Source organism: Solilutibacter silvestris, from assembly GCF_002895945.1.
Classification (GTDB): Bacteria; Pseudomonadota; Gammaproteobacteria; order Xanthomonadales; family Xanthomonadaceae; genus Solilutibacter; species Solilutibacter silvestris.
Genome location: NZ_NPZB01000002.1, coordinates 1,135,194 through 1,159,232 on the forward strand (window position 1 = coordinate 1,135,194; position 24,039 = coordinate 1,159,232).

Here is a 24,039-nt window from a genome sequence, read left to right on the forward strand (position 1 = left end):
AAGTGGGCTGAAGCCCATGAGGTGGCGAGCACTGGACGCGCGCCCGGGATGACGAGCGCAGTAGGTGCGATCAGAACAGCCGCTCGTACATCGCCATCCACGTCCTTGCATTGCCAAGACTGCTGTTGCGCTGGCTCAGGTCGAAGCGCAGGTGCGTCAGCTTCGTCGGATCGAGCGTGAAGCCCAATCCGAACAGACTGCCCTGCCGCGCCAACCCAAAGCCGGTGACAGGCGACCATTGTTCGACACCGGTGAAGCTCGCCAGCACCGTGTCGTTCCCGTGCAGCAGTTGCTGGAATTCGCCGCGCGCCTCCATTCCGAAACGCCAGCCATTCGCCAACCGCCAGTCATGGCTCGCGCGCAACCCCGCATAGCCCTGCCAGCGATCATTGCGCCAGGTATTCGCCTGCAATCCGAATCCCGACGCATCCAGTTCGCGGAAACCGTCGTTGCGAATCGAGGCGTATTGGGTCCCGACATACGGCGTGAGATCCAGGCCCGACAGCGCGAAGCGGTATCCACCCTCGACATCGGCGAACAAGTAGTTGCCGCGTTGCAGCGCACTCGCGCCATCAACCTGCAGGCCGAGTTGCAACAAACGATCGGTGCGGCGATCGAAACGACCGGCACCGGCGCTGCCGAACGCGAACCAGCCATCGCGCCACAGGCCCGCATACATCTGCGCTTCGGCCTGGTTGCCGCGGGCACGATCACCCAAGCCGTTCATCCAGCCGTTCAAGCGTGTCTGGCTCATCGCCATGCCGACCACCGCGTCGCGGCCGATGCGCTGGTCGTAGCCCGACATCGTGCCGCTCACGTCGAGACCGATGCTGTTCAATCCCGATTGCGCCAACGTGCCATCGCGTTGCAGATCCTGCGTCCACGCCCCCTTCAACAGCGCATCGTTGGAAAGGCTGGCGAAACGCCGATCAAGGGCATGGCGCCCGGCATCCAGCGATTCCAGTGTCATCGTCGCCGACGCCGCCTGCAATTGGCCAGACAGGGATGACAACGTGCGTTCGGCGACTTGTGCATTCGGCGTCTGCTGGATCGCCGCGGCACCATTGATGAAGCCGGTGGGAATCGCGCCGACGCCGCTTGCGAGCTGGCCGTCGATCGCCGTCATCGCGCCTTCGACGCGCGTTGCCGTGGCGATGGTCGTCGTCGGCAGGCCAAGACTCACGGCAGCGGCAGTCACGTTGATGCGGTTGATGTTGAGGAAGGCATTGTTGGCGTCGTAGCCCACCGTCGCGTCAAGGAAGACATTGGGCGCGGCCTTGACCGCGGCAAACGTGCCGCTGAGGCCGCCATTCGCTTTCAGCAAGTTCTCCTTCGCCTGCGTGGTGTAACCGGTGCGCGTCCCGAGCAGACTCAGCTGGCCGGCGATCGACGCAGTGCCGTTGACCTGCAACGGCGTGCCCAGCCAGATACCGAGATTGCCGGTGCCCGACTGCGTGTAATTGCCATTGATGGTGGAACCGGCATCGCGGCCATTGACGAAGAATCCGGCGTTGCCGACGCTCTGTCCGAATGTCCCGCTGGCGAAGACTTGTGCACCCGATGAAATCGACAGGGCCGAGCCACCCAGCCCCTGGCGGATGTCGAGAGCGCCGCCCTGCACGCTGGTGGCGCCGGTGTAGCCCTGCGCTTGCGTCAACGTCAGCGTCCCGCTGCCTTGCTTGATCAAACCGCCGGCACCGACGATGGAATTGCGCCAGATCGAATTGCCGGAAAACGACACAGTGACATCGCCCCAGGCGAAATTGCCCGGACCGTTCGCCGCTTTGGTCACGTCGAGCAAGCCCCAGCCGAATACCGGATCGACACCGGGTGCACCGAGATCCTTGGCCGTGCCAAGCAACGTCTGTCGCACCAGGTCGTTGTTGAAATACGGGAATTGCGCCCACACTACCGCCGCCGCACCGCTCACTTGCGGCGCCGAGAACGAGGTGCCGCTGCCGTTGTACAGGCCATACGCGGACGTCGAGTTGTAGTGCTGCGCGATCACCACGTCGCCGGGCGCGACCATGCAGTAATTCATCGCCACGCCACACTGCTGCGAATACGACGTGAGTTGCGTCGGTTTCGCGGGGTCGAGTGCGCCAACGGTGATCCAACCCTTCGCCAGCACTGCATCGCCACCATCCTTGCTCGGCAACATCGCGTTGTCCGATGGGTTCGGCAGCAGAGCGGGCGTCGCGCCATCGTTGCCGCTGGCGAACACGACCAGCCCGCCGCGATTGACCACGAAATCCTTCCACGCCGTCTGCAATTCCACCGACAGCGCGGGATCGTTCCAGTACAGGCCGCCCCAGGAATTGTTGATGATTTTCGCGCCGGCATCGGCAAGCTGCGCATTCAATTGCTGGAAAGTGGTGCCATAGCCCTGCCCGGCACCGATCGGGGTGCCCCCTTGCCCGGGATTCGGCGGCGGCGGCGGATTGTCCTCGATGATGCGCGAGGAAATGACCGTCGCGCCTTGCGCCACACCGCCTTGCCAGGTGGAAGTACCCACGACATTGTTGTTGGTGTCGAGGTAGTTGGCCGCCATCGGCTTGCCCGCCGCAAGGGAGGCGACGATGGTGCCGTGGCCGACCACGTCATCAACCGCGGTGTTGTTGGTCGAGGGATCGACGTTGATATATTCCGGCTGCTGCACGCGCCCTGCAAGCGCAGGATTGTTGTGGTCGATGCCGGTGTCGAGAAAGCCGATCTTGACGCCGGTACCGATCTTGCCCGCACCCAAGGCGCCGGCATCGTTGATCAGCACGTGCATCTGCGCGAGGTTGGGATCGGAAAAAGTCGCGGGCGCCGGTTCCGCGGCGATGGTCGGCGGGACGATGTTGGTCAGCGTCGCATCGGTGGCGATGGTCGGAGTGAACGGTGGCACCGTCGTGCCGCCCGAACCCGACTTCGTGCCGCCCCCGCCCCCGCAACCGCTCAAGGCCAGCGACGACAGCGCCAGGACAACGGCAACGGACAACGCGTTGCGATGCATTTTCATCATCTTCGGCCTTCCTCCAAAGGGGCTCCAGGCATGCCCGGAATGTGATCCATGTCGTATTCCTTTGTAACGCCGCAGCCAGCACCGTGGCAAGAAGGGAATGTGAGTGGATTGCCTGGTGCGTCGCCACCATGCGCTGGCTGGGTGATAATCGAGGGCTGTCCCCCTCCAGACCGGAATCGTCATGTCTGACATCGTCATCGTTGGCGCCAAGCGCACCGCCATCGGCTCCATGCTCGGCCAGTTCACCGGCGTCGCCACCCCAGTGCTCGGCGCAGCCGCCATCAGCGCCGCGGTCGACGCCGCCGGCATCAAGCCCGATGTGATCGACGAAGTCATCATGGGCTGCGTGCTTCCTGCCGGTCTCGGCCAGGCCCCCGCACGCCAGGCGGCACGCAAGGCCGGCATTCCCGACAAGGCCGGCGCCACCACCATCAACAAGGTCTGCGGCTCGGGCATGAAGGCAGTGATGCTGGCCCACGACCTGATCAAGGCCGGCAGCGCCAACGCCGTGATCGCCGGCGGCATGGAATCGATGACCAACGCACCGCACGTGTTGAATGGTTCGCGCACCGGCATCCGCTATGGCAGCGCCGAATTCCTCGACCACATGGCGTGGGACGGCCTGACCAACCCCGAAGACGGCAAGGCCATGGGCGTCTTCGGCGATGCCACCTGCAAAACGCTCGATTTCAGCCGCGAGGATGTCGACGCCTATTCCACCGAAAGCGTGCGTCGTGCCCAGGCGGCCATGGCTTCGGGTGCTTTCAAGGCCGAAATCGCACCGGTGACCGTCAGCGGCCGCAAGGGCGACGTGGTGATCGATGCCGACGAAGAGCCCGGCAAGATCGACACCAGCAAGATTCCCGGCCTGCGCGCGGCCTTCGGCAAGGACGGCGTGCTGACGGCGGCATCCTCCTCGAAGATTTCCGATGGCGCTGCCGCGCTGGTAGTGATGTCGGCCGACGCCGCGAAGGCTGCCGGTGCCAAGCCGATCGCCCGCATCGTCGCCCACGCCACGCATGCGCAAGCGCCGGAAGTGTTCACCACCGCGCCGGTCGATGCGATCCGCAAGGTGCTGGACAAGGCTGGCTGGTCGGTCGGCGACGTCGATCTGTTCGAAGTCAACGAGGCGTTCTCCGTCGTCGCCATGGCGCCGATGAAGGCGCTCGGCATCCCCCACGACAAGCTCAACGTGAATGGCGGCGCGGTCGCGCTCGGCCATCCCATCGGCTGCAGCGGCGCACGCCTGCTGGTGACGCTGATCCACGCACTCCAGTCCCGTGGCGGCAAGCGCGGCGTGGCTTCGCTGTGCATCGGCGGCGGCGAAGCCACTGCCATGGCCATCGAGCTGGTGTGAAGGCGAGGCTGAAGCCGTTTTAACTTCGGCCCAACGCAATCCGCAAAAAAACCGGCCAAGGTTCTTGACACGGCTCATCATTGGGTCATGATGACAGCCAACGCGTGCCCAACGCGTTACCCAAACCACATCATGAGGATCCCGACATGACAATGAACAAGGCTCTCCTGGCACTGGCCATGGGTATTGCACTTTCCGCCTGCTCGAACTCGCAGCAGGCCAACGATGCTGCCGCCGACGCCAACAAGGCCGCCACCAGCGCCCAGCAGTCCGCTGACCAGGCCGCTGCGACCTCTGGCGGTACAGCGTCTACCGCCCAGGCTGCCCAGGCCGGTGCCGATGCCGCCGCCAGCGCTGCCGACGCTGCCTCCAAGCAAGCTGCCGACGCTGCTGCTGCTCCGACCGCCGCCGCTGCCGACGCCCACGCTGACGCCGCTGCCGACGCCGCCAAGGCCGCCGGCAAGGCAAGCGACGCCGCCAAGAAGGGCGCCGATGCTGCCAAAAAGAGCGAAGAAGCCAAGAAGTAAACCCGAAAGCCGCCAGTTCACTGGCGGCTTTTTGGTAACCGTGTTCCAACCCGCTGTAACACCACAACCGAAATATCCGAGGACATTCGAATGAACCTGAAGATTGCTGCTCTGTTCGCCGCTGCTACCCTGGCTCTCGCCGCTTGCAAGCCGGCCGACCAGGCTCCGGCCGCTGACGCCGCCAAGCCGGCCGACGCCGCTGCTCCGGCTGCTGACGCCGCCAAGCCGGCCGACGCCGCTGCTGCTCCGGCTGCTGCTGCCGACGCCGCTGCTGCCGCTGGCGACGCCGCCAAGGCCGCTGGTGACGCTGCTGCCAAGGCTGGCGACGCTGCCACCGCTGGCGCCGACGCTGCCAAGGCCGCTGGTGCCGACGCCGCTGGCAAGGCTGCCGACGCTGCCAAGGACGCCGCTGCCAAGGTCGGCGACGCCGCCGCCAAGGCTGGCGACGCTGCCAAGGCCGCTGGTGACAAGGCCAAGGCTGCTGCCGACGCCGTCAAGAAGTAATCGATCCCTCACGGGATTCGATATGGAAAGCCCGCGCAAGCGGGCTTTCTTTTTGGCTCGACGCCCGCGCAAGCGGGTCTTTTTATGCCACCGGGTATCCTGTGCGCCTCGTTTGCCGATCGCACGCTCGTCGCCATGCCAGTCATCAAATCCCGTCTCGATCCGCGTTCGCCCGAATTCATCGCCACCGCCGCATATCACCAATCGTTGGCGGACGAACTGCACGCACGACTGCAACGGGCCGCGCAAGGTGGTGGCGAACAGGCGCGACGCAAGCACACCGAGCGCGGCAAGCTGCTGGCGCGCGACCGCATCGACGCCCTGCTCGACCCCGGCTCGCCTTTCCTCGAACTCAACGCGCTCGCTGCCGAAGGCATGTATGACGATGCCGCGCCCGCCGCCGGCGTGGTCACCGGCATCGGCCGGGTGATGGGCCAGGAAGTGGTGATCGTCGCCAATGACGCCACCGTCAAGGGCGGCACCTATTTCCCGATGACGGTGAAGAAGCATCTACGCGCGCAACAGGTCGCCCGCGAGAACCATCTTCCCTGCGTTTATCTGGTCGATTCCGGTGGCGCCTTCCTGCCCTTGCAGGATGAAGTGTTCCCCGATCGCGAGCACTTCGGCCGCATCTTCTACAACCAGGCGCGGATGAGCGCCGACAACATCCCGCAGGTCGCGGTGGTGATGGGCAGTTGCACCGCCGGTGGTGCCTACGTGCCGGCGATGTGCGACGAATCGATCATCGTCAAGAACCAGGGCACGATCTTCCTCGGTGGTCCGCCGCTGGTGAAAGCCGCGACCGGCGAAGTGGTCGATGCCGAAGCGCTCGGCGGCGCCGACGTCCACACCTCGGTGTCGGGCGTGGCCGATCATTTCGCCGAAGACGATCACCACGCACTGGCGATCGCGCGCGACATCGTCGGCACCTTCAATCGCAAGCACGCGGTGCCGGTGGAACTGCAAGCGAGCCGCGAGCCGCTGCATCCCGCCGACGAGTTGTACGGCATCGTCCCGCAGGACACCCGCAAGCCGTTCGACATCCGCGAAGTGATCGCGCGCATCGTCGATGGCAGCGAGTTCCAGGAGTTCAAGGCGCGCTACGGCAAGACCCTGGTCAGCGGCTTCGCGCATATCCACGGCTGCCCGGTCGGCATCGTCGCCAACAACGGCATCCTGTTTTCGGAAAGCGCGCTCAAGGGTGCGCACTTCATCGAGCTGTGCAACCAGCGCGGCATCCCGCTGGTATTCCTGCAGAACATCACCGGCTTCATGGTCGGCAAGAAGTACGAGAACGCCGGCATCGCCAAGGATGGGGCAAAGATGGTCACCGCGGTCGCGTGTTCGAGCGTGCCGAAATTCACCGTGGTGATCGGCGGCAGTTTCGGTGCCGGCAATTACGCGATGTGCGGTCGCGCCTACGGCGGGCGCTTCCTGTGGATGTGGCCAAACGCACGCATCAGCGTGATGGGTGGCGAACAGGCGGCGAGCGTGCTGGCGACGGTGCGGCGTGACGGCATCGAGGCCCGGGGCGGCCAGTGGAGCGCCGACGAGGAAGACGCGTTCAAGACGCCGATCCGCCAGCAGTACGAGGACCAGGGCAATCCCTATTACGCCAGCGCCCGCTTGTGGGACGACGGCATCATCGACCCCAAGGACACGCGCAAGGTGCTGGGGCTGGCACTGGCGGCGTCGCTCAACGCGCCGATCGAACCCGCGCGATTCGGCGTATTCAGGATGTGATTGCACTCTCCGGTGCAACCGCCTGATTCAATTGCAATCGAGCCGTGGTATGGTCGGCGGCTCCTGCAGCAAGTCTGCCTTCCCCCGAGGTGATGCATGGCAATTTGGAAAGACCCGACCCAGCCGAAAAAGGACACGGCACCCTTCCCACAGGCGGAGCCGTCCCCCGCGGCTGCTTCGATCAATCCAATCCGTGAGGCCTCTGCTCCTGCCATGTCGACCAATGCCGATTCGTTGTCCCCCGTCCGTGCGGTTCCCGCGTCGTCCCCGACCATGAAGGAATCGGTGATCGCCAGCGATCTCACCATCGAAGGCAAGATCCAGGGTGCCGGCCATGTCCGCATCGCTGGTCGCTTCAAGGGCGACGTCGACGTCAAGGGCGACCTCACTGTCGAACAGGGCGCCAAGCTCGATGGCAGCGTCAAGGCCGACAAGGTGATCGTGTCCGGTGAGCTCGATGGCAACATCCATTCGGCCAATCGCGTCGAACTGATGGCGACCTGCGCGATGAACGGCGACATCAAGGCCGACACGCTGACGGTGGCTTCCGGTTCGCGCCTGCGTGGTCGTGTCGAATGCGGCAACTGGGACAATATGCCCAAGCGCGAAAGCAGCGACGACGCCAACAAGCGCGAGGCCAACAGCACCTCGGTATGAGCATGGGCCTGCCGCGCGCGGGAACCGTGCCCAAGGCTGGCGAGATCGGCGCAACACGCGCCTGCCCGCACTGCAAGGCCACCATCCTGGAAAGCGCGCCGGTGTGCCCGGCGTGCAAGGGGCATTTGCGTTTCGGCGAGGCGTCGATCCGCAAGGCGCTCGATCGTCCGTTGGCGATCGAGGGCACCTTGTCGCAGCCGCCGGGCGGCGTGCCGATCGAATATTCGGTGGTGATCGCGATCCGCAATGAACGTGGCGAGGAAGTCGGCCGCCACGTGGTCGGCGTCGGCGCGATGCAGCCGGGCGAAAGCCGCACCTTCAGTCTGGCGGTGGATGTGTTCGCGAGCACGAAGGGCAAGTTGCGGTAACGCCACACGTGTTGGCTTTGCGAACACCTCAAAAAGCATGACCCGACTGTGCGCCTAGGCGGTGCCGGTGGTGGCTTTCAAGTCTCCGAAAAGCAACAACACGCGCTGCCGCGCGCGTGCTACTTACACCCGCTGCAGCCGCCGCATTCGCCGGAAGCCAGCGCCGATGCCGGCGCGATCCATCGTCCCAGTGCCCGCATCCAGATCGGGCGCCCTTCGCGCAACAGCGGGATCGCCAGCGCCACGCGCGTGCGTCGCCATGACGCCGGGAAGCGGGTTCTCCACACGAAGATCGCGCTGAATACCACCAGCAGCACGATCACCGTGTATTGCAAGGTGATCGACATCATCCTGCTCCCAGTGCTTTCGCGATCTGGTAGGTCGCGAACGATGCCAGGTACGCCAGCGCGAACAGATAGCCGGCGGCGAGCAGTGTCTGCTTCCACGAATGCGTTTCCCGGCGGATGGTCGCCAGCGTCGAGATGCATTGCGGCGCGTAGATGTACCAGACCAGCAACGACAGCGCGGTGGCCAGCGACCATTGCTGCGTGATCAGCGGCGCCAACGCATGCGCACTGGCTTCGTCGTTCTGCGCGGCGACCGCATAGACCGTGGCGAGCGACGATACCATCACCTCGCGCGCGGCCATGCCCGGGATCAACGCGATCGAAATCTGCCAGTTGAAGCCGAGCGGCGCGAACACCGCAGCCAATACGTGGCCGATGCGCCCGGCGAAGCTGTAATCGATCGCGGGGCCGACGGCATTGGCCGGCGCCGCGGGGAAATTGAGCAGGAACCACAGCAGGATGGCCATCGCGAGGATGATGCCGCCAACGCGCTTGAGGAAGATCATCGCGCGTTCCCACAAGCCGATGCGCAAGTCGCGCAAGGTCGGCAGGCGATACGACGGCAATTCCAGCAGCAGGATGTGCTCGCCGCGATCGCGCCGCCAGCGCTTCATCAGCCACGCCACCAGCAACGCGCTGAGGATGCCGGCCGCATACAGCGCGAACAACACCAGCCCCTGCACGTTGAACACGCCGCCGACCGTGCGATGCGGAATGAACGCCGCGATCAGCAACGTGTACACCGGCAGGCGCGCGGAACAGGTCATCAGCGGCGCGACGAGGATGGTGGCGAGACGATCGCGCGGATCCTGGATGGAGCGCGTCGCCATGATGCCGGGCACGGCGCAGGCGAAGCTCGACAACAGCGGGATGAAACTGCGTCCCGACAATCCGGCGCGATGCATCATGCGATCGAGCAGGAACGCCGCGCGCGGCAGGTAGCCGGACTCTTCCAACGAGAGGATGAAGAAGAACAGGATCAGGATCTGCGGCAGGAATACCAGCACGCTGCCGGTGCCGGCGATGATGCCGTCGACGATCAGGCTGCGCAGCGGGCCATCGGGTAGATGCGCACCGGCCTGCAGGCCCAGCCATTTCATCCCGGCATCGATGCCGTCCATCAGCGGTTTCGCCCACGCGAACACCGCCTGGAACATCGTGAACATCACCACCGCGAGGATCACAAGACCCCACACCGGATGCAGGAGCCAGCCATCGAGGCGCTGGTCGAGGCGCGAGATCCGTTCCGGCATGCGCACGGCAACATCCATCAGGCGACGCGCTTCGGCGTGCAGGCCATCGTCGTCGAGCGGCGGTGCATCCACCGGCATCGGTGTCACCTGTGCGATGCGTGCGAGCAAGTCATCCGCCCCGCCCGCCTTCACCGCGACGGTCGGGATCACCGGCACACCGAGTTCACGCGACAACGCGGTGACGTCGATCTCGATGCCGCGCTTTTCCGCGGCGTCCATCTGGTTGAGTGCGACCACCATCGGTCGCCCCAGTTGGCGCACTTCCAGCGCGAAGCGCAGGTGCAGGCGCAGGTTGGTGGCGCTGACCACGCACACCAACAGATCGGGAATCGGTTCGCCGGGATAGAAACCGCGACAGACATCGCGTGCGATCGCTTCGTCGAGACTGGCCGGCGTCAGGCTGTAGGCGCCGGGGAGATCGAGCAGCGCGGCCTCGCGGCCATCGGGCAGATGCAGGCGCCCTTCCTTGCGTTCGACAGTGACGCCAGCGTAGTTCGCGACTTTCTGGCGGCTGCCGGTGAGCTGGTTGAACAGCGCGGTCTTGCCGCAATTGGGATTGCCGATCAACGCAAAGCGCGGCATCGCGGCGCTCATGGCGCGATCTCCGGCACGACTTCGATGCGCGCGGCTTCGCTGCGGCGCAACGCGAAACTGGAGGTGCCGATGCGTACCAGCAGTGGATCGCGCCCTAACGGACCAAACCCGGAGACGCGCACCGGCTCCCCGGAGACGAATCCGAGTTCGCGCAGGCGGCGCGCCACGACATCGGCGGAACGATCGTTCCCGTCATCGTGCACGGCTACCACCCGGGCGCGCACATCACGCGGCAGGTCGACCAGTTTCAAGACAAGTTCCAAATAGGAATCATTCTCATAATACCAGAATGAACGGGGCTCGGGATGGCGGCCCCGCTATCATTCAGGCAACCCCATCCAACCCGCCCACCGGAGACGCATCAATGCAGGAGACGTTGCAGGTCAGGCGCACGGGTGCGGTCGCGCGCTTGCGGCTGAACCGTCCCGAGGTGCACAACGCCTTCGACGATGGCCTGATCGCCACGCTGACCGCCGAGCTGCGGCGACTGGGCGATGACGACGGCGTGCGCGTGGTGGTGCTGGAAGCCGAGGGCGCGTCGTTCTCCGCCGGCGCCGACCTGCACTGGATGCGCGGCATGGCGCGGATGTCGGAAGCGGAAAACCGCAGCGACGCGCTGGCGCTGGCAACATTGATGCGCACGCTCGATGAACTGCCGAAACCGACCATCGCGCGGGTGCAAGGCGCGGCCTTCGGTGGTGGCGTCGGTTTGGTGGCCTGCTGCGACATCGCCATCGGCGTGCCGGAAGCGAAGTTCGGATTGACCGAGAGCAAGCTCGGGCTGCTGCCTGCGGTGATTTCCCCTTACGTCATCAACGCGATCGGCGCGCGCCAGGCCCGGCGTTGGTTCGCCACTGCGGAACTCTTCGACGCCGCGGAAGCATTGCGCATTGGCCTGCTGCATCAAGTCGTGGCGATGGACGCGCTGGACGCCGCGGTCGATCGCCAGGTCGATCTGCTGCTGAAGGCCGGGCCGATCGCCACGGCAGCGGCGAAAACACTGGTGCGCGAAGTCACCGCGCATACCGATGGTGCACGCCACGATGCCGACAACGCCGCCCTGATCGCGCGATTGCGCGTCTCGCCCGAAGGCCAGGAGGGCCTTGGCGCCTTCCTCGACAAACGCAAGCCGAACTGGACTGCACAATGAAGACTGCCCGCTGATGTTCGATACCCTGCTGATCGCCAATCGCGGCGAGATCGCCTGCCGCATCATCCGCACCTGCCGGCGCATGGGCATCCGCGCCATCGCGGTGTATTCCGATGCCGACGTCGACGCGCAACACGTGCGGCTGGCCGACGCGGCGTACCACATCGGTGGATCGCGCCCGCAGGACAGTTATCTGCGCGGTGATGCGATCATCGCAGCCGCGAAACGGTCCGGCGCACAGGCGGTCCATCCCGGTTACGGCTTCCTCTCCGAGAACGCCGATTTCGCCGACGCGGTGGAAGCGGCCGGACTGGTGTTCGTCGGGCCGAACGCGGCATCGATGCGCAAGATGGGCAGCAAGGCCGGCGCCAAGGACTTGATGCACGCTGCCGGCGTGCCGGTGGTGCCCGGCTATACCGGCGAAGACCAGTCACTCGACACCTTGCAAGGCGAAGCCGATCGCATCGGCTACCCGCTGATGATCAAGGCCGCGCACGGCGGCGGCGGCAAGGGCATGCGCATCGTCCACGCGCCACTGGAATTCGCGGCCCATCTGGAAAGCTGCCAGCGCGAGGCGCGCAACGCCTTCGGACGCGATCGCGTGCTGCTGGAACGCTACATCGAGCGTCCGCGCCACATCGAATTCCAGATCTTCGGCGACAGCCAGGGCCAGATCATCCACCTCAACGAACGCGAGTGTTCGGCGCAGCGTCGTTACCAGAAGGTGATCGAGGAGTCGCCCTCGCCCTTCGTCACGCCGGAGCTGCGCGCGGCGATGGGTGCAGCTGCGATCGCCGCCGGTCGCGCCATCGACTACCAGAACGCCGGCACGGTGGAGTTCATCGTTGGCCAGGACGGCGGTTTCTATTTCATGGAAATCAACACGCGTCTGCAGGTCGAGCATCCAGTGACCGAGATGGTGACCTCGCTCGATCTGGTCGAATGGCAGTTGCGCGTCGCCGCCGGTGAAACACTGCCGTTGCCGCAGGACGCGATCTGGTCGAGTGGTCACGCGATGGAAGTGCGCCTGTACGCCGAAGATCCCGATGCCGGCTTCCTGCCCGGTTCCGGCAAATTGACGCGCCTGCGCCTGCCGGAAACATCATCGCGCGTGCGCATCGATTCCGGCGTGGTCGAAGGCGATACCGTTTCGATTTTCTACGATCCGATGATCGCCAAGCTGATCGTGCGCGACAGCGATCGCCCACGCGCCCTCGCCCGTTTGCGTGAAGCCCTGGCGCAATGTGAGATCGAAGGCCCGAAATCGAACATCGAATTCCTCGAACGGCTGGTGCGCCACTCGATCGTCGTTGCCGGCGACATCGACACCGGTTATCTCGACCGCCATCTCGACGAATTCATCGGCGCGAGAAAGCGCAGCGCCGACGAGACGCGTCATCTCCACGCGCTGGCCGCTGCAGCCATCCGCATGACGACGGGAATACGCGATGCCGCATCGCCGTGGGCGCTCGGTGATGGCTGGCGACTCGATGGTGCCGGCTGGACGCCGCTGCATCTCGTTTCCGGCGCCGAGGATCTGCGCTTGTCGATCCGCGGCCATGGCGGCGACTTCGATGTGCGCGAAGGCGATGCCGTCAGCGAACTGCGTGGATTGCGCCTGCAGGACGGTTGGCTGAGTGGCCGCATCGGCGACAGCCAGCGCCGCGTGCAGGTGTCGGGTGATGGCGAACGCATCCTGTTGCACGATGGCGAATCGCGCTTGCAGTTGCGGCGCGCGTCGCTGTATCGACTCAACGATGATGATGGCGCAACCAGCGGCGATCGCGTCGCCGCGCCGATGCCGGGACGCATCGTGCAGGTGAAGATCGCGGTTGGCGACCATGTCGAGAGCGGGCAGCTGGTGATGGTGATGGAAGCGATGAAGATGGAACTGGCGTTGAAGGCGCCGCGCGCTGGCGTGATCGCCGAAGTGCGGGTGAAGGAAGGCGATTTCGTCGAAGCCGATGCCGCGTTGATCCTGCTGGAGCCTGTCGTGCAGGAAGCAGCCGCATGAGCCTGCCGAGCCAGGTCCGCATCGTTGAAGTCGGGGCGCGCGACGGCTTGCAGAACGAGAAGGCCTTCGTTTCGACCGCCGACAAGATCGCGTTGATCGAACGCCTCGCCGATTGCGGGCTGCAGAGCATCGAAGCGACCGCATTCGTCAGCCCGAAGTGGGTACCGCAGATGGCCGATGCCGTCGAGGTGTATTCCGGCCTCCACCGCAAGCCCGGCGTGCGCTATCCGGTACTGGTGCCGAACCTGCAGGGCTACGAACGCGCGCGCAGCGTCGGTGTCGAGGAAATCGCGGTGTTCACTGCAGCCTCCGAAGCGTTCAACCGCAAGAACATCAACGCCGGCATCGATGAATCGATCGAACGCTTCCGCCCGGTGATGGATGCCGCGAAATCCGATGGCATTGCCGTGCGCGGCTATGTCTCCACCGTGCTCGGCTGTCCGTTTCAGGGCGAGGTGCCGCTGTCCGACGTGGTGCGCGTCGCCAAGGCGCTGCACGAACTCGGCTGCTACGAAGTCTCTCTCGGCGACACCATCGGTGTCGGCACGCCGGCCAAGGCACGCGCGATGGTGCACGCTGTGGCGCAGGAAGTGCCGGTTTCCGCGCTTGCCGTGCATTTCCACGACACCTGGGGACAGGCGCTGGCCAACATCCTCGCCTGCCTGGAAGAAGGCGTTGCGGTGGTCGATTCCTCGGTCGCTGGCACCGGAGGCTGTCCGTACGCGCCCGGCGCCACCGGCAATGTCGCCAGCGAGGATGTCGTCTACATGCTGCAGGGTCTCGGCATCGAGACTGGCGTCGATCTAGCGAAACTCGCCGACACCGGCCGTTGGCTCGCCGGCGTGCTCGGCCACGACAGCAACAGCCGCGCCGGCAAGGCCGCCGTCATCAAGAACGACGCTGCAAAAGCATGAGCTGGAACATTCGACCCATCACATCGGACGACGATGCCGCGATGGCACGGATCATCCGCGCGGTGATGCCGGAGTTCGGGGCGTGCGGCGACGGCTTCGCGATCAACGATCCGGAAGTCGACTGGATGTCGCGTGCGTATTCCGAACCACGCCACGCCTATTTCGTGCTGGAACGCGATGGCAATCTGATCGGCGGTGGTGGCATGGCGCCACTGGCTGGCGGCGATCCATTCGTATGCGAGCTGCGCAAGATGTATTTCCTGCCGGAAGCACGTGGCCTCGGCGCAGGGGCGGCGATGATGACGGTCTGCCTCGACGCCGCGCGCAACGCCGGGTTCCACCAGTGCTATCTGGAAACGTTGTCCGGCATGGACGCGGCGATGCGCCTGTACGAACGCACGGGTTTCCGCCGCATCGATCACGCGCTGGGCGCGACTGGCCATGGCGGTTGCGACAGTTTCTATCTGCTGGATCTGTAGCGATCGCGCCCGCATCAGCTAAAATCGGCCCTTTCCGCCCGCAGGAATCCCGCATGCAACTCGCCCAAGTGCGCGCCGTCATCACCGGTGGCGCTTCCGGACTCGGCTTCGCCACCGCGCAGCTCCTCGTCGCCGCTGGCGCCAAGGTCGCGCTGTTCGACGTCAACGAGGAGAAAGGCGCCGCAGCCGTCGCCGAACTGGGCGCGGACAAGGCCGTCTTCCTCAAGACCGATGTCAGCAACGAAACCGATGTCAGCGCCAACGTGGCGAAGGCAAAAGACTTCCTCGGCGACCTCAACGCCTGCATCAACTGCGCCGGCATCCTCGGTGCGGGACGCGTGCTCGGCAAGACCGGCCCGATGGCGCTGTCGCAGTTCCAGGCAACGGTGATGGTGAATCTCGTCGGCAGCTTCAACGTCGCCAAGGCCTGCGCCGACCTGATGCAGCACAACGATGCCGGCGCCGACGGCGAGCGCGGCGTGATCGTCAACACCGCCTCGGTCGCCGCCTATGAAGGCCAGATCGGCCAAGCCGCCTACTCCGCATCGAAGGGTGGCGTGGTCGCCATGACCCTGCCGATGGCGCGCGAACTCGCCCGCTTCGGCATCCGCGTGATGACGATTGCACCCGGCGTGTTCTGGACGCCGATGGTCGACGGCATGCCGCCCGAGGTGAAGACTTCGCTGGAAGCATCGATCCCGTTCCCGTCGCGCCTCGGTCAACCGCAGGAATACGCCGATCTGGTCGGCTATATTCTCCGCACTCCCTATCTCAACGGCGAAACCATCCGCCTCGATGGCGCGACGCGCCTGGCAGCGAAATAACCTCATGAAGGCTTGTGACATCAAGAAAGGCAACGTCGTCGAACACAACGGCGGCGTGTACCAGATCCGCGACATCGAACGAAGCTCGCCGCAGGGCCGCGGCGGCAACGTCAAATTTCGCTTCACCATGTACAGCGTGCCGGGCGGCAACAAGCTCGATCTCAGCGTCGGCGGGGAAGACGAGCTGAAGGAAGTCGATCTCGCTCGCCGCCAGGCGACGTTCTCCTACAAGGACGGCGACGCCTTCGTATTCATGGACGATGAGGACTTCACGCCGTACATGCTCGACGCCGATGTCGTCGGCGATGGCGCCGGCTACATCACCGATGGCCTCTCCGGCTGCTACGTGCAAGTGATCGACGATGCGCCGGTCGGTCTGCAACTGCCGACATCCGTGGTGCTGGAAGTGGTCGAAACACCACCGGAACTCAAGGGCGGCACCGCGACCAAGCGCCCGAAGCCGGCACGCCTCAATACCGGCATCGAAATCCAGGTCCCGGAATACATCGCCAATGGCGAGCGCGTGTGGGTGAACACCACCACCGGTGAGTTCGGCGGCCGTGCGGATTGATCGCAATGCGATGTTGGCGCTGATCCTGCTGATGTCGGCGGGATCGGTGATCGCTGCGCCGTTGCAATCGGTGCCAGCATCGACATTGCAGCAGCCTGCCGCAGACGAACCCGGCAAGGGCGCCCAGGATCTTCCCGAGGATGTGCGCGGCTATATCCTGAAGCACCGCATGTGCATGCATTTCCGCAAGGACGCCGAGAGTGGCGATGCCGATGTGCGTGCCAACGCGACCCAATTGGCGAAATCGGTTTGTCCCGCTGCAGATGCAGCGACGTGGAAGAAACTCGTGCGCAAGTACCAGGGACAGGACACCATCGGCGGCATCCTGCTGGCGGAACGGCCGCCGGAAATCCGCACGAAATGACGGATCTCGCACCGGTGACGTTGCAGGATTGGGGCGTGACGCTGGAACCGCTGCGCCACGACCACATCGGTGCATTGATAGATGCAGTGGAGGATGGCGATATCGGCGCGCTGAACTACGTCGCGGTGCCGGGGCGCGCTGGCATGGACGCGTGGATCGAGAAGGCGCTGGAGATGCGCGATGCCGGTCGCGAGCTGCCGTTCGCCATCGTCGCCGATGGTCGCGTCGTCGGCAGTACGCGTTTCTACGACATCGACATGACCGTGCCGACGCTGGCGATCGGTTACACCTTCCATGCGACGTCGGTGTGGCGCACGCACGTGAACACCGCCAATAAGCGCCTGATGCTCGGGCATGCATTCGATACGCTGGGCGCACAGTCGGTGTATTTCCATACCAGTCATCTCAATCTGCGCTCGCAGGCCGCGATCGAACGCCTCGGCGCGCAGCGCGACGGCATCCTGCGCGCGCACAAGCGCCACAAGGACGGCAGTCTGCGCGACACCCATACCTATTCGATCATTGCGGCGGAGTGGCCGGCGATCCGCACTCGGCTCGACGAACGGTTGGCGAACGTTCCGCGCTGAGGCGCAACAGCTCGCACGCGCTGGCTGGCGTGTGTGACCAGCTCCAATGCGCGGGACGCCGTGAATACATCCATGTAGGCTCGACTCGGCATCCTGCCTCGTATGCCCGCGCATCGGACTGGCGCACCCACTTGCCGCACGCGTGTTGTTGCTGCTCGCGAGAGCAACGGCACGCGCATGTTGTGACTCCATCGCAGCGACGAAACGCTACCCGCCCGGCAGCGCCTGCGCGGTGGGTCCCTATGGCCGACCATTCCGCGCCATGGATGGCGCGGCTGAGCCTACATGGATGTATTCACGGCGTGTCGGACATAGGGACACCCAAGCGGGCGCACGCCGGGCGCGAGAAAGCTGATCCCTCAGCCCTGCTCTGAATGACAGCCAGCGCGTGCGTGACGCCTAATCAAACACCTTGCCCGGGTTCATGATCCCGTCGGGATCGAACACCGCCTTGATCCCGCGCATCGCGGCAATTTCCGCATCACTGCGCGTCTGGTGCAGATACGGCTTCTTCACCAAGCCGATGCCGTGTTCGGCGGAAATGCTGCCGCCATGTCGCTGCAGGCATTCCGACAGCAACTTGGTCGCGCGCTCACAGGCCTGCACGAAGTCCGCCTGCGACAATGCCGCCGGTTTCAGGATATTGATGTGCAGATTGCCGTCGCCGATATGGCCGAACCAGGCGACCTCGAAATCCGGATACGCCGCGCCCAGCAACGACTGTGCCTCGGCGAGGAAGGCCGGCATCCGCGGGGTGCGCACCACTACATCGTTCTTGTAGGGCGTATGCGGCGCCAATGATTCGGTGATGCCTTCGCGCAGTCGCCACAATGCTGACGCCTGCGCATCGCTGGCCGCGATCAAGCCATCCTCCACCCTGCCCTCGTTGACGCAAGCCTCGAATACTTCCAGCAATCCCGCTTCATCAGCATCGACATCGGCGATGGCGTAATACGGATACGGTTGATCGAACGGTGCGTGGGCGCCGGCATGCAACACGTGCTTCAACGCGCAGGCATCGAAGAACTCGAACGATTGCAGGCGCAGGCGATCGCGCAGTGCCGCGAACACCGGCATGATCGCTGCGAACGACGGCAACGCGAACAACACGGTCGACGCCGGCGGATCGCGGTCGGCAAGCCGCACGGTGACTTCCGCGATGACGCCGAGCGTGCCCTCCGACGCCACGAACAGATGGCGCAAGTCGTAGCCGCTGGAATTCTTCACCAGCCCCCGATTGAGCCGCAGCACTTCGCCACGACCGTCGACCACGGTGAGTCCGGCGATCCATTCGCGGGTATTGCCATGGCGCAGCACCTGGATGCCGCCCGCATTCGTCGCTACGGTTCCGCCGATGCTGGCGCTGCCGCGCGCGGCGAAATCGACCGGATATTGCAGGCCATGCCCGGCAGCGATGGACCGGAGCGTTTCCAGCGCCATCCCGGCCTGCACCGTGAGCAGGCGATCGACCGGATCGTATTCCAGGGTCGAGCGCATCTTCTCGAGACTCAGCACCAGTTCGCCGTTCGCAGCGACCGCGCCACCCGACAGCCCGGTGCGTCCGCCCGATGGCACCAGCGCGATCTTGTGTTCGCGTGCCCAGCGCACGATCGCAGCGATCTCCTCTACCGTTGTCGGCAAGGCGATCGCCAACGGCGCCGGTGTCCAGCGGCGCGTCCAGTCGCGGCCGTAATGCTCGAGATCGGCGGCTTCCGTAAGCAATGACAGCTGCGGCAACGCGGCGCGCAGATCGTCCAAAATGGTCGCATTCATGGCCCCAGCGTGCCATCCCCACCCGGTGCCCGCAAATGCCATTCATATGCCATGATTGCTGCATGGCACAACAGACTTCGTTCCCCCGTCAGGACATCCAGGTGCTGCTGCTGGAAGGCATCAGCCCGCGCGCCGTGGAAGCCTTCCGTTCCGCCGGCTACACCCGCATCGAGGAACACGCGAAAGCGCTGCCGCAAGACGAACTGAAACGCCGCATCGCCGAGGCGCACATCGTCGGCCTGCGTTCGCGCACGCAATTGACGGCGGATGTGCTGGCCGAGGCGCGCAAGCTGCTGGCGGTCGGCGCGTTCTGCATCGGCACCAACCAGATCGATCTCTCCGCCGCCAAGGCGCTGGGGGTGCCGGTATTCAACGCGCCCTACTCCAACACCCGCAGCGTCGCCGAACTGGTGCTCGCCGAAATCATCATGTTGTTGCGTGGCATCCCCGCCCGGAACATGCAGTGTCATCGCCATGGCTGGAGCAAGTCGGCCGGTGGCAGCCATGAAGCGCGCGGCAAGACGCTGGGCATCATCGGTTACGGTCACATCGGCACCCAGCTCGGACTGCTGGCCGAATCGCTGGGCATGCAGGTGTTGTTCCACGATATCGAAACCAAGCTCGCGCTCGGCAACGCGCGGCCCGCCGCCGATCTCGACGACCTGCTGCAGCGCGCCGACGTGGTCAGCCTGCACGTGCCGGAAACACCGGCGACGAAATTGATGTTCGGCAGCGTGCAGTTGCAGCGGATGAAGCCCGGCGCGCACGTGGTCAATGCCTCGCGCGGCACCGTGGTCGATATCGACGCGCTGGCAGCCGCGCTGCATTCCGGCCATGTCGGCGGCGCTGCGGTCGACGTGTTCCCGGTGGAACCGGAAAGCAACACCGACCGTTTCGAATCGCCCCTGTGCGGGATTGACAACGTGTTGCTGACGCCGCACATCGGCGGCAGCACTTTGGAAGCACAGGACAATATCGGACTGGAAGTCGCAGCCAAACTGCTGCGCTACAGCGACAACGGCAGCACGCTGTCGGCGGTGAATTTCCCGGAAGTGAGCCTGCCCGAACACGCCGGCAGCCATCGCCTGCTGCACATCCACCGCAACGTGCCCGGCGTGCTTTCGGCGATCAACGATATCTTCGGCAGGCGCGGCATCAACATCGACGGCCAGTACCTGCGTACCGACCCCCAGTTGGGTTACGTGGTGATCGATGTCGCCGTGGATTCACTGCAATCGAACGAATTGCGCAACGAGCTGGCGGCGATTCCGGGAACGTTACGAACCCGCGTGCTGTTCTGATCGTTCGACCCAGCGTCGTGCCATCCGTCGCAGCGATTCATCGGCGGCGGGATCAGCGGCCAATGCGGCGATCTCCCGCCACGCCAGTGCGTGCGATTCCTCGCTGACGGCGAAGGTTTCGTCCGCCCCGGCATGCACCACGTAGCGCACGTCGTAGTGCCAGTGGCCGGGAACATCGCCACGTTCCGGGATCCAGTGCTTGTCGAGATCGAAGATCGCCTCGTCCACCGTCAATCCGGTCAGCCCCGATTCTTCTTCCGCTTCCTTCAACGCGACCGCGCGCAGATCCGTGTCGCCATCGGCATGGCCACCGAGTTGCAGCCAGCGATCGAGCTTGCGGTGATGGGTGAGCAGCACGCGCCGGCCATCGCCGCTGACCAGCCACGCCGAGCCGGTGAAATGGCCGGCGAGGCGTTCGCGCACGAAGGCAGGCACGCCTTCATCGAGCAATGTCAGGTAGTCGCCAGCCAATCCGGATTGCTCCGGGAGATGGCGGCCATGAATGCGCAGGGCATCGGCAAGTAGGGTCGTCATCGCCGCATGGTGCATTGCAACAGACGCCGGCACAAGCCTCCACCCATGGCGGACGGCGCTTGTGTGCCGCAGCCGAATGCGGTTAAGGTCGGCAAGGTTTGCGGTTCGACCGCCCACTCTTTGAACATATCACCCACCAGGGGGAATACCGAATGCTCTTTTGGCGTGTCAAACCGCTCGACAAGATTCTCGAGACCGCAGAGAAGAAGGCGCTGAAACGCCAGCTCGGCCCGATCCAGCTGACCCTGCTCGGCATCGGCGCGGTGATCGGCACCGGCATCTTCGTGTTGACGGCGGAAGCCGGACAGAAGGCTGGTCCCGGCATGATGATCGCCTTCGTGATCGCAGCCATCGTCTGCGGACTGGCCGCCCTCGCCTATTCCGAAATCGCCTCGATGATCCCGGTTTCGGGTTCGGCATATACCTACAGCTACGGCGTGTTCGGTGAACTCGTCGCGTGGATCGTCGGCTGGGCGCTCGGCCTGGAATACGGCATCGGCGCGGCGACGGTGTGCGTGGGTTGGTCGGGCTACATGAACGGCCTGCTCACCGCCAACGGATACGCCATCCCGACCTGGCTGCAGACCGGCTATTTCGCCGGCGGCACCTTCAACCTGCTGGCCTTCCTGAGCGCATTCGCCGTCACCATCCTGCTGGTGATCGGTACGTCGAAGAGTGCCAAGGTCAATTCGGTGCTGGTGGCGATCAAGATCATCGCGCTGACGGTATTCGTCTTCCTCGCAGTACCGGTCGCGGCGGATCACAAGGAACATTTCACCCCGTTCCTGCCGGGCGGTTGGGGCAGCCCGATGGGCGGCGTCGGCGTGCTGGGCGCGGCGGCATCGATCTTCTTCGCCTACGTCGGCTTCGATGCGGTCTCGACCGCGGCGGAAGAAACCAAGAATCCGCAGCGCAACATCCCGATCGGCCTGATCGGTTCGCTGATCGTCTGCACCATCTTCTACCTGCTGGTCGGTTACGGCGCGGTCGGTTCCGTCGGCGCGCAGCCGATGCTCGGCCCGAACGGCATGCCGATCGATCCGGGCACGCCGGCCATGGCCGCCGCTTGCGCGCTGCCGCAGAACGCGCAGGCGCTGGTGTGCAGCCATGAACCGCTGGCCCACGTGATGCGCCTGCTCGGCCACAACCGCGTCGGCGACTGGATCGGCATTGCCGCCGTGCTCGCCCTGCCCTCGGTGATCCTGATGATGATGTTCGGCCAGACCCGCATCTTCTTCACGATGTCGCGCGACGGCCTGCTGCCGGACAAGCTGTCGTCCGTGCATCCGAAGTTCCACACGCCCCACGTCATCACCATCATCACCGGTGTTGTCGTGGCGTTCTGCGCGGCATTGCTGCCGGTCGGCAAGCTCGCCGACACCTCGAATTCCGGCACATTGCTGGCGTTCGCGATGGTCTCGGCAGGTGTGCTGGTGCTGCGCAAGAGCCAGCCGAATCGCCCGCGTCCGTTCCGTACGCCGCTGGCATGGATCGTCTGCCCGCTCGCGGTGCTGGGCTGCCTGCTGCTGTTCGTCAACCTCAGCATGACCGCCAAGATCGTGTTCGCCTGCTGGGCGGTGATCGGTTTGGTGATCTACGCGCTCTACGGCAGCAAACGCAGCCATCTTGCCAACGGAACCAGCGCAAGTTGAGCAATCGACGACAATGATGCGAAGGCCGGCCCCGCGCCGGCCTTCTGCTTTCAGGAAACCACATCCTTCCGGATACATGACATGAAGCAACTGTTCGCCACCAAACACCCGCTCGCCGTGACCCGCGATGCACAGAAGATGGATCTGCATCGCGCGCTCGGCCCGTGGGGCTTGACCGCGCTCGGCATCGGCGCGGTGATCGGCGGCGGTATCTTCGTGATCACCGGACAGGCTGCGGCACAACATGCCGGCCCGGCGATCATGCTGTCGTTCGTGCTGGCGGCGATCTGCTGCACCTTCTGTGCGCTGGCCTACGCCGAATTCGCGGCGATGGTGCCGGTTTCCGGTTCCGCCTACACCTATACCTACGCCACGCTGGGCGAACTGGCAGCGTGGTTCATCGGCTGGATGCTGATCCTCGAATACGGCGTCTCGGCTTCGGCGGTCGCGGTGAGCTGGACCGGCTATTTCCTCAGCCTGCTCGACCACTTCAACATCCACTTGCCCAAGGAACTGGTGAGCGCGCCACTCGATGGCAAGCTCAAGCCGACCGGTGCCATCGCCAACCTGCCGGCGGCCGGCATCGTGCTGCTGCTGACCTGGTTGTGCTACGTCGGCATCCGCAAATCCGCGGCGATGAACACTGCGATGGTGGCGCTCAAGAGCGGCCTGATCATCCTCGTCATCATCGCCGGCTGGCGCTACATCGATACCGCCAACTGGCATCCCTTCATCCCCGAGGCGCAAGGCCCCGGCAAGTTCGGCTTCGATGGTGTGCTGCGCGGCGCGGCAATGGTGTTCTTCGCCTACATCGGCTTCGAGGCGGTGTCGGTGGCGGCGCAGGAATCACGCAATCCGCAGCGCGACATGCCGATCGGCATGCTGCTGTCGCTGGCGATTTGCACCGTGCTCTACATCGGCATGGCGGCTGTGATGACCGGCCTCGTGCCCTTCACCATGCTTGGTACCGATGAACCGGTGGTCACCGCGGTCGCGGCGCATCCGCAACTGGGCTGGCTGCGCATCGTGGTCGAAGTCGGCGCCTTGATCGGCCTGTCGTCGGTGGTGCTGGTGATGATCATCGGCCAACCGCGCATCTTCATGATCATGGCGCGCGACGGCCTATTGCCATCGGTGTTCACCCGCATCCATCCCAAATACAAGACGCCGCACATCAACACGGTGATCACCGGCATCGGCATCGCGCTGCTGGCGGCGATCTTCCCGCTCGACGTGCTCGGCGACCTGACCTCGATGGGCACGCTGATCGCCTTCGCCGCAGTGTGCATCGGCGTGCTGGTGCTGCGCAGGACCCAGCCCGACCTGCCGCGCCCATTCCGGATCAAGGGCGCGTGGCTGATCTGCATCGCCGGCGTCGTCAGCTGCCTGATCCTGCTGTCGACCATGACCGCGCACAACTGGGCGTTGATGCTCAGCTGGACCGCGATCGGCTTCGTGATCTATTTCCTCTACGGCTATCGCCACAGCAAACTGGCTCACGGCGACACCTGAGAGACAG

Annotated in this window: 23 protein-coding genes; 17 read left to right on the forward strand and 6 right to left on the reverse strand. The window is 64.8% G+C overall.

All coding sequences use genetic code 11. The features are described from left to right. Window positions 1-70: 70 nt before the first annotated feature. Complete coding sequence (locus tag Lysil_RS12860) at window positions 71-3,007, reverse strand: S8 family serine peptidase (RefSeq protein WP_205756938.1); 2,937 nt, start codon at window positions 3,005-3,007, stop codon at window positions 71-73. 181 nt (window positions 3,008-3,188) lie between these two features. Between Lysil_RS12860 and Lysil_RS12865 the strand changes: the two genes are divergently transcribed. The 6 genes from Lysil_RS12865 (at window position 3,189) to Lysil_RS12890 (ending at window position 8,163) form a co-directional block, all read left to right on the forward strand. Continuing rightward, a complete protein-coding gene (locus tag Lysil_RS12865) occupies window positions 3,189-4,364 on the forward strand; it encodes a thiolase family protein (protein ID WP_103076067.1) in 1,176 nt (391 codons plus the stop codon). Window positions 4,365-4,510: 146 nt separating this feature from the next. Next, on the forward strand, window positions 4,511-4,891 hold the full coding sequence (locus Lysil_RS12870) for a hypothetical protein (RefSeq protein ID WP_103075924.1): 381 nt from the start codon (window positions 4,511-4,513) through the stop codon (window positions 4,889-4,891). Window positions 4,892-4,981: 90 nt separating this feature from the next. Continuing rightward, complete coding sequence (locus tag Lysil_RS12875; RefSeq protein WP_103075925.1) at window positions 4,982-5,395, forward strand: hypothetical protein; 414 nt, start codon at window positions 4,982-4,984, stop codon at window positions 5,393-5,395. 135 nt (window positions 5,396-5,530) lie between these two features. Further along, complete coding sequence (locus tag Lysil_RS12880) at window positions 5,531-7,138, forward strand: carboxyl transferase domain-containing protein (protein ID WP_103076068.1); 1,608 nt, start codon at window positions 5,531-5,533, stop codon at window positions 7,136-7,138. A 96-nt stretch (window positions 7,139-7,234) separates the two neighbouring features. After that, window positions 7,235-7,795 (forward strand): bactofilin family protein, encoded by a 561-nt coding sequence (locus Lysil_RS12885; RefSeq protein ID WP_103075926.1) that lies wholly within the window; start codon window positions 7,235-7,237, stop codon window positions 7,793-7,795. Between the two features lie 2 nt (window positions 7,796-7,797). Next, the gene (locus tag Lysil_RS12890; RefSeq protein WP_103075927.1) at window positions 7,798-8,163 is read left to right on the forward strand and encodes a hypothetical protein; all 366 of its coding nucleotides are present in this window, start codon (window positions 7,798-7,800) and stop codon (window positions 8,161-8,163) included. A 119-nt stretch (window positions 8,164-8,282) separates the two neighbouring features. Here the strand turns inward: Lysil_RS12890 and Lysil_RS12895 are convergent, their stop codons facing one another. Genes Lysil_RS12895 through Lysil_RS12905 form a run of 3 tightly spaced genes read right to left on the reverse strand, consistent with a single transcriptional unit; the run spans window position 8,283 to window position 10,608 of the window. Continuing rightward, window positions 8,283-8,510 (reverse strand): DUF6587 family protein, encoded by a 228-nt coding sequence (locus tag Lysil_RS12895; protein ID WP_103076069.1) that lies wholly within the window; start codon window positions 8,508-8,510, stop codon window positions 8,283-8,285. After that, window positions 8,510-10,357, reverse strand: a complete 1,848-nt coding sequence (gene feoB, locus Lysil_RS12900) for a ferrous iron transport protein B (protein WP_103075928.1) — start codon at window positions 10,355-10,357, stop codon at window positions 8,510-8,512. Before feoB ends, Lysil_RS12895 begins: the two co-directional genes overlap by 1 nt. Continuing rightward, window positions 10,354-10,608 (reverse strand): FeoA family protein, encoded by a 255-nt coding sequence (locus Lysil_RS12905; protein ID WP_103076070.1) that lies wholly within the window; start codon window positions 10,606-10,608, stop codon window positions 10,354-10,356. The genes feoB and Lysil_RS12905 overlap by 4 nt, the downstream gene beginning before the upstream one ends. 113 nt (window positions 10,609-10,721) lie before the next feature. Between Lysil_RS12905 and Lysil_RS12910 the strand changes: the two genes are divergently transcribed. From Lysil_RS12910 to Lysil_RS12945, 8 genes are read left to right on the forward strand one after another with little or no spacing between them, the layout of a single operon-like run. Then, window positions 10,722-11,507: an enoyl-CoA hydratase/isomerase family protein gene (locus tag Lysil_RS12910; protein ID WP_103075929.1), complete on the forward strand. Its 786-nt coding sequence runs from the start codon at window positions 10,722-10,724 to the stop codon at window positions 11,505-11,507. 13 nt (window positions 11,508-11,520) lie between these two features. Continuing rightward, window positions 11,521-13,521, forward strand: a complete 2,001-nt coding sequence (locus Lysil_RS12915) for an acetyl/propionyl/methylcrotonyl-CoA carboxylase subunit alpha (RefSeq protein WP_103075930.1) — start codon at window positions 11,521-11,523, stop codon at window positions 13,519-13,521. Beyond that, window positions 13,518-14,435 (forward strand): hydroxymethylglutaryl-CoA lyase, encoded by a 918-nt coding sequence (locus Lysil_RS12920; RefSeq protein ID WP_103075931.1) that lies wholly within the window; start codon window positions 13,518-13,520, stop codon window positions 14,433-14,435. Before Lysil_RS12915 ends, Lysil_RS12920 begins: the two co-directional genes overlap by 4 nt. A gap of 41 nt (window positions 14,436-14,476) precedes the next feature. Then, window positions 14,477-14,914, forward strand: coding sequence for a GNAT family N-acetyltransferase (locus Lysil_RS12925; protein WP_240600579.1), 438 nt, complete (start codon window positions 14,477-14,479; stop codon window positions 14,912-14,914). Between the two features lie 53 nt (window positions 14,915-14,967). Further along, entirely contained in the window at window positions 14,968-15,738 is a 771-nt protein-coding gene (locus Lysil_RS12930; protein ID WP_103075933.1) for an SDR family NAD(P)-dependent oxidoreductase, read from the forward strand. Window positions 15,739-15,742: 4 nt separating this feature from the next. Continuing rightward, window positions 15,743-16,309: an elongation factor P-like protein EfpL gene (gene efpL / locus Lysil_RS12935; protein ID WP_103075934.1), complete on the forward strand. Its 567-nt coding sequence runs from the start codon at window positions 15,743-15,745 to the stop codon at window positions 16,307-16,309. Continuing rightward, the gene (locus tag Lysil_RS12940) at window positions 16,299-16,673 is read left to right on the forward strand and encodes a hypothetical protein (RefSeq protein WP_129588443.1); all 375 of its coding nucleotides are present in this window, start codon (window positions 16,299-16,301) and stop codon (window positions 16,671-16,673) included. Before efpL ends, Lysil_RS12940 begins: the two co-directional genes overlap by 11 nt. Further along, window positions 16,670-17,260 carry a GNAT family N-acetyltransferase gene (locus tag Lysil_RS12945; protein ID WP_103075936.1) on the forward strand — a complete coding sequence of 197 codons (591 nt, stop codon included), beginning with the start codon at window positions 16,670-16,672 and terminating at the stop codon, window positions 17,258-17,260. The genes Lysil_RS12940 and Lysil_RS12945 overlap by 4 nt, the downstream gene beginning before the upstream one ends. A gap of 399 nt (window positions 17,261-17,659) precedes the next feature. On the opposite strand, the gene Lysil_RS12950 is transcribed toward Lysil_RS12945, so the two are convergent. Next, the gene (locus Lysil_RS12950; protein WP_103075937.1) at window positions 17,660-19,033 is read right to left on the reverse strand and encodes an FAD-binding oxidoreductase; all 1,374 of its coding nucleotides are present in this window, start codon (window positions 19,031-19,033) and stop codon (window positions 17,660-17,662) included. A gap of 62 nt (window positions 19,034-19,095) precedes the next feature. Here Lysil_RS12950 and serA point away from each other — a divergent pair, with 62 nt between their 5' ends. Then, window positions 19,096-20,334, forward strand: a complete 1,239-nt coding sequence (gene serA, locus Lysil_RS12955) for a phosphoglycerate dehydrogenase (RefSeq protein ID WP_103075938.1) — start codon at window positions 19,096-19,098, stop codon at window positions 20,332-20,334. Here serA and Lysil_RS12960 read toward each other — a convergent pair. Continuing rightward, complete coding sequence (locus Lysil_RS12960; RefSeq protein ID WP_103076071.1) at window positions 20,311-20,868, reverse strand: NUDIX hydrolase; 558 nt, start codon at window positions 20,866-20,868, stop codon at window positions 20,311-20,313. The genes serA and Lysil_RS12960 overlap by 24 nt on opposite strands. A gap of 152 nt (window positions 20,869-21,020) precedes the next feature. Between Lysil_RS12960 and Lysil_RS12965 the strand changes: the two genes are divergently transcribed. Then, the gene (locus tag Lysil_RS12965; protein ID WP_103075939.1) at window positions 21,021-22,520 is read left to right on the forward strand and encodes an amino acid permease; all 1,500 of its coding nucleotides are present in this window, start codon (window positions 21,021-21,023) and stop codon (window positions 22,518-22,520) included. Between the two features lie 81 nt (window positions 22,521-22,601). Beyond that, on the forward strand, window positions 22,602-24,032 hold the full coding sequence (locus tag Lysil_RS12970; RefSeq protein WP_103075940.1) for an amino acid permease: 1,431 nt from the start codon (window positions 22,602-22,604) through the stop codon (window positions 24,030-24,032). The last annotated feature ends 7 nt before the right edge of the window (window positions 24,033-24,039 follow it).

Coding starts and splice junctions, on each gene's coding strand:
- Lysil_RS12860 (WP_205756938.1), bottom strand. CDS start 3,007: ATGATGAAAATGCATCGCAACGCGTTGTCCGTTGCCGTTGTCCTGGCG.
- Lysil_RS12865 (WP_103076067.1), top strand. CDS start 3,189: ATGTCTGACATCGTCATCGTTGGCGCCAAGCGCACCGCCATCGGCTCC.
- Lysil_RS12870 (WP_103075924.1), top strand. CDS start 4,511: ATGACAATGAACAAGGCTCTCCTGGCACTGGCCATGGGTATTGCACTT.
- Lysil_RS12875 (WP_103075925.1), top strand. CDS start 4,982: ATGAACCTGAAGATTGCTGCTCTGTTCGCCGCTGCTACCCTGGCTCTC.
- Lysil_RS12880 (WP_103076068.1), top strand. CDS start 5,531: ATGCCAGTCATCAAATCCCGTCTCGATCCGCGTTCGCCCGAATTCATC.
- Lysil_RS12885 (WP_103075926.1), top strand. CDS start 7,235: ATGGCAATTTGGAAAGACCCGACCCAGCCGAAAAAGGACACGGCACCC.
- Lysil_RS12890 (WP_103075927.1), top strand. CDS start 7,798: ATGGGCCTGCCGCGCGCGGGAACCGTGCCCAAGGCTGGCGAGATCGGC.
- Lysil_RS12895 (WP_103076069.1), bottom strand. CDS start 8,510: ATGTCGATCACCTTGCAATACACGGTGATCGTGCTGCTGGTGGTATTC.
- feoB (WP_103075928.1), bottom strand. CDS start 10,357: ATGAGCGCCGCGATGCCGCGCTTTGCGTTGATCGGCAATCCCAATTGC.
- Lysil_RS12910 (WP_103075929.1), top strand. CDS start 10,722: ATGCAGGAGACGTTGCAGGTCAGGCGCACGGGTGCGGTCGCGCGCTTG.
- Lysil_RS12915 (WP_103075930.1), top strand. CDS start 11,521: ATGTTCGATACCCTGCTGATCGCCAATCGCGGCGAGATCGCCTGCCGC.
- Lysil_RS12920 (WP_103075931.1), top strand. CDS start 13,518: ATGAGCCTGCCGAGCCAGGTCCGCATCGTTGAAGTCGGGGCGCGCGAC.
- Lysil_RS12925 (WP_240600579.1), top strand. CDS start 14,477: ATGGCACGGATCATCCGCGCGGTGATGCCGGAGTTCGGGGCGTGCGGC.
- Lysil_RS12930 (WP_103075933.1), top strand. CDS start 14,968: ATGCAACTCGCCCAAGTGCGCGCCGTCATCACCGGTGGCGCTTCCGGA.
- efpL (WP_103075934.1), top strand. CDS start 15,743: ATGAAGGCTTGTGACATCAAGAAAGGCAACGTCGTCGAACACAACGGC.
- Lysil_RS12945 (WP_103075936.1), top strand. CDS start 16,670: ATGACGGATCTCGCACCGGTGACGTTGCAGGATTGGGGCGTGACGCTG.
- Lysil_RS12950 (WP_103075937.1), bottom strand. CDS start 19,033: ATGAATGCGACCATTTTGGACGATCTGCGCGCCGCGTTGCCGCAGCTG.
- serA (WP_103075938.1), top strand. CDS start 19,096: ATGGCACAACAGACTTCGTTCCCCCGTCAGGACATCCAGGTGCTGCTG.
- Lysil_RS12960 (WP_103076071.1), bottom strand. CDS start 20,868: ATGACGACCCTACTTGCCGATGCCCTGCGCATTCATGGCCGCCATCTC.
- Lysil_RS12965 (WP_103075939.1), top strand. CDS start 21,021: ATGCTCTTTTGGCGTGTCAAACCGCTCGACAAGATTCTCGAGACCGCA.
- Lysil_RS12970 (WP_103075940.1), top strand. CDS start 22,602: ATGAAGCAACTGTTCGCCACCAAACACCCGCTCGCCGTGACCCGCGAT.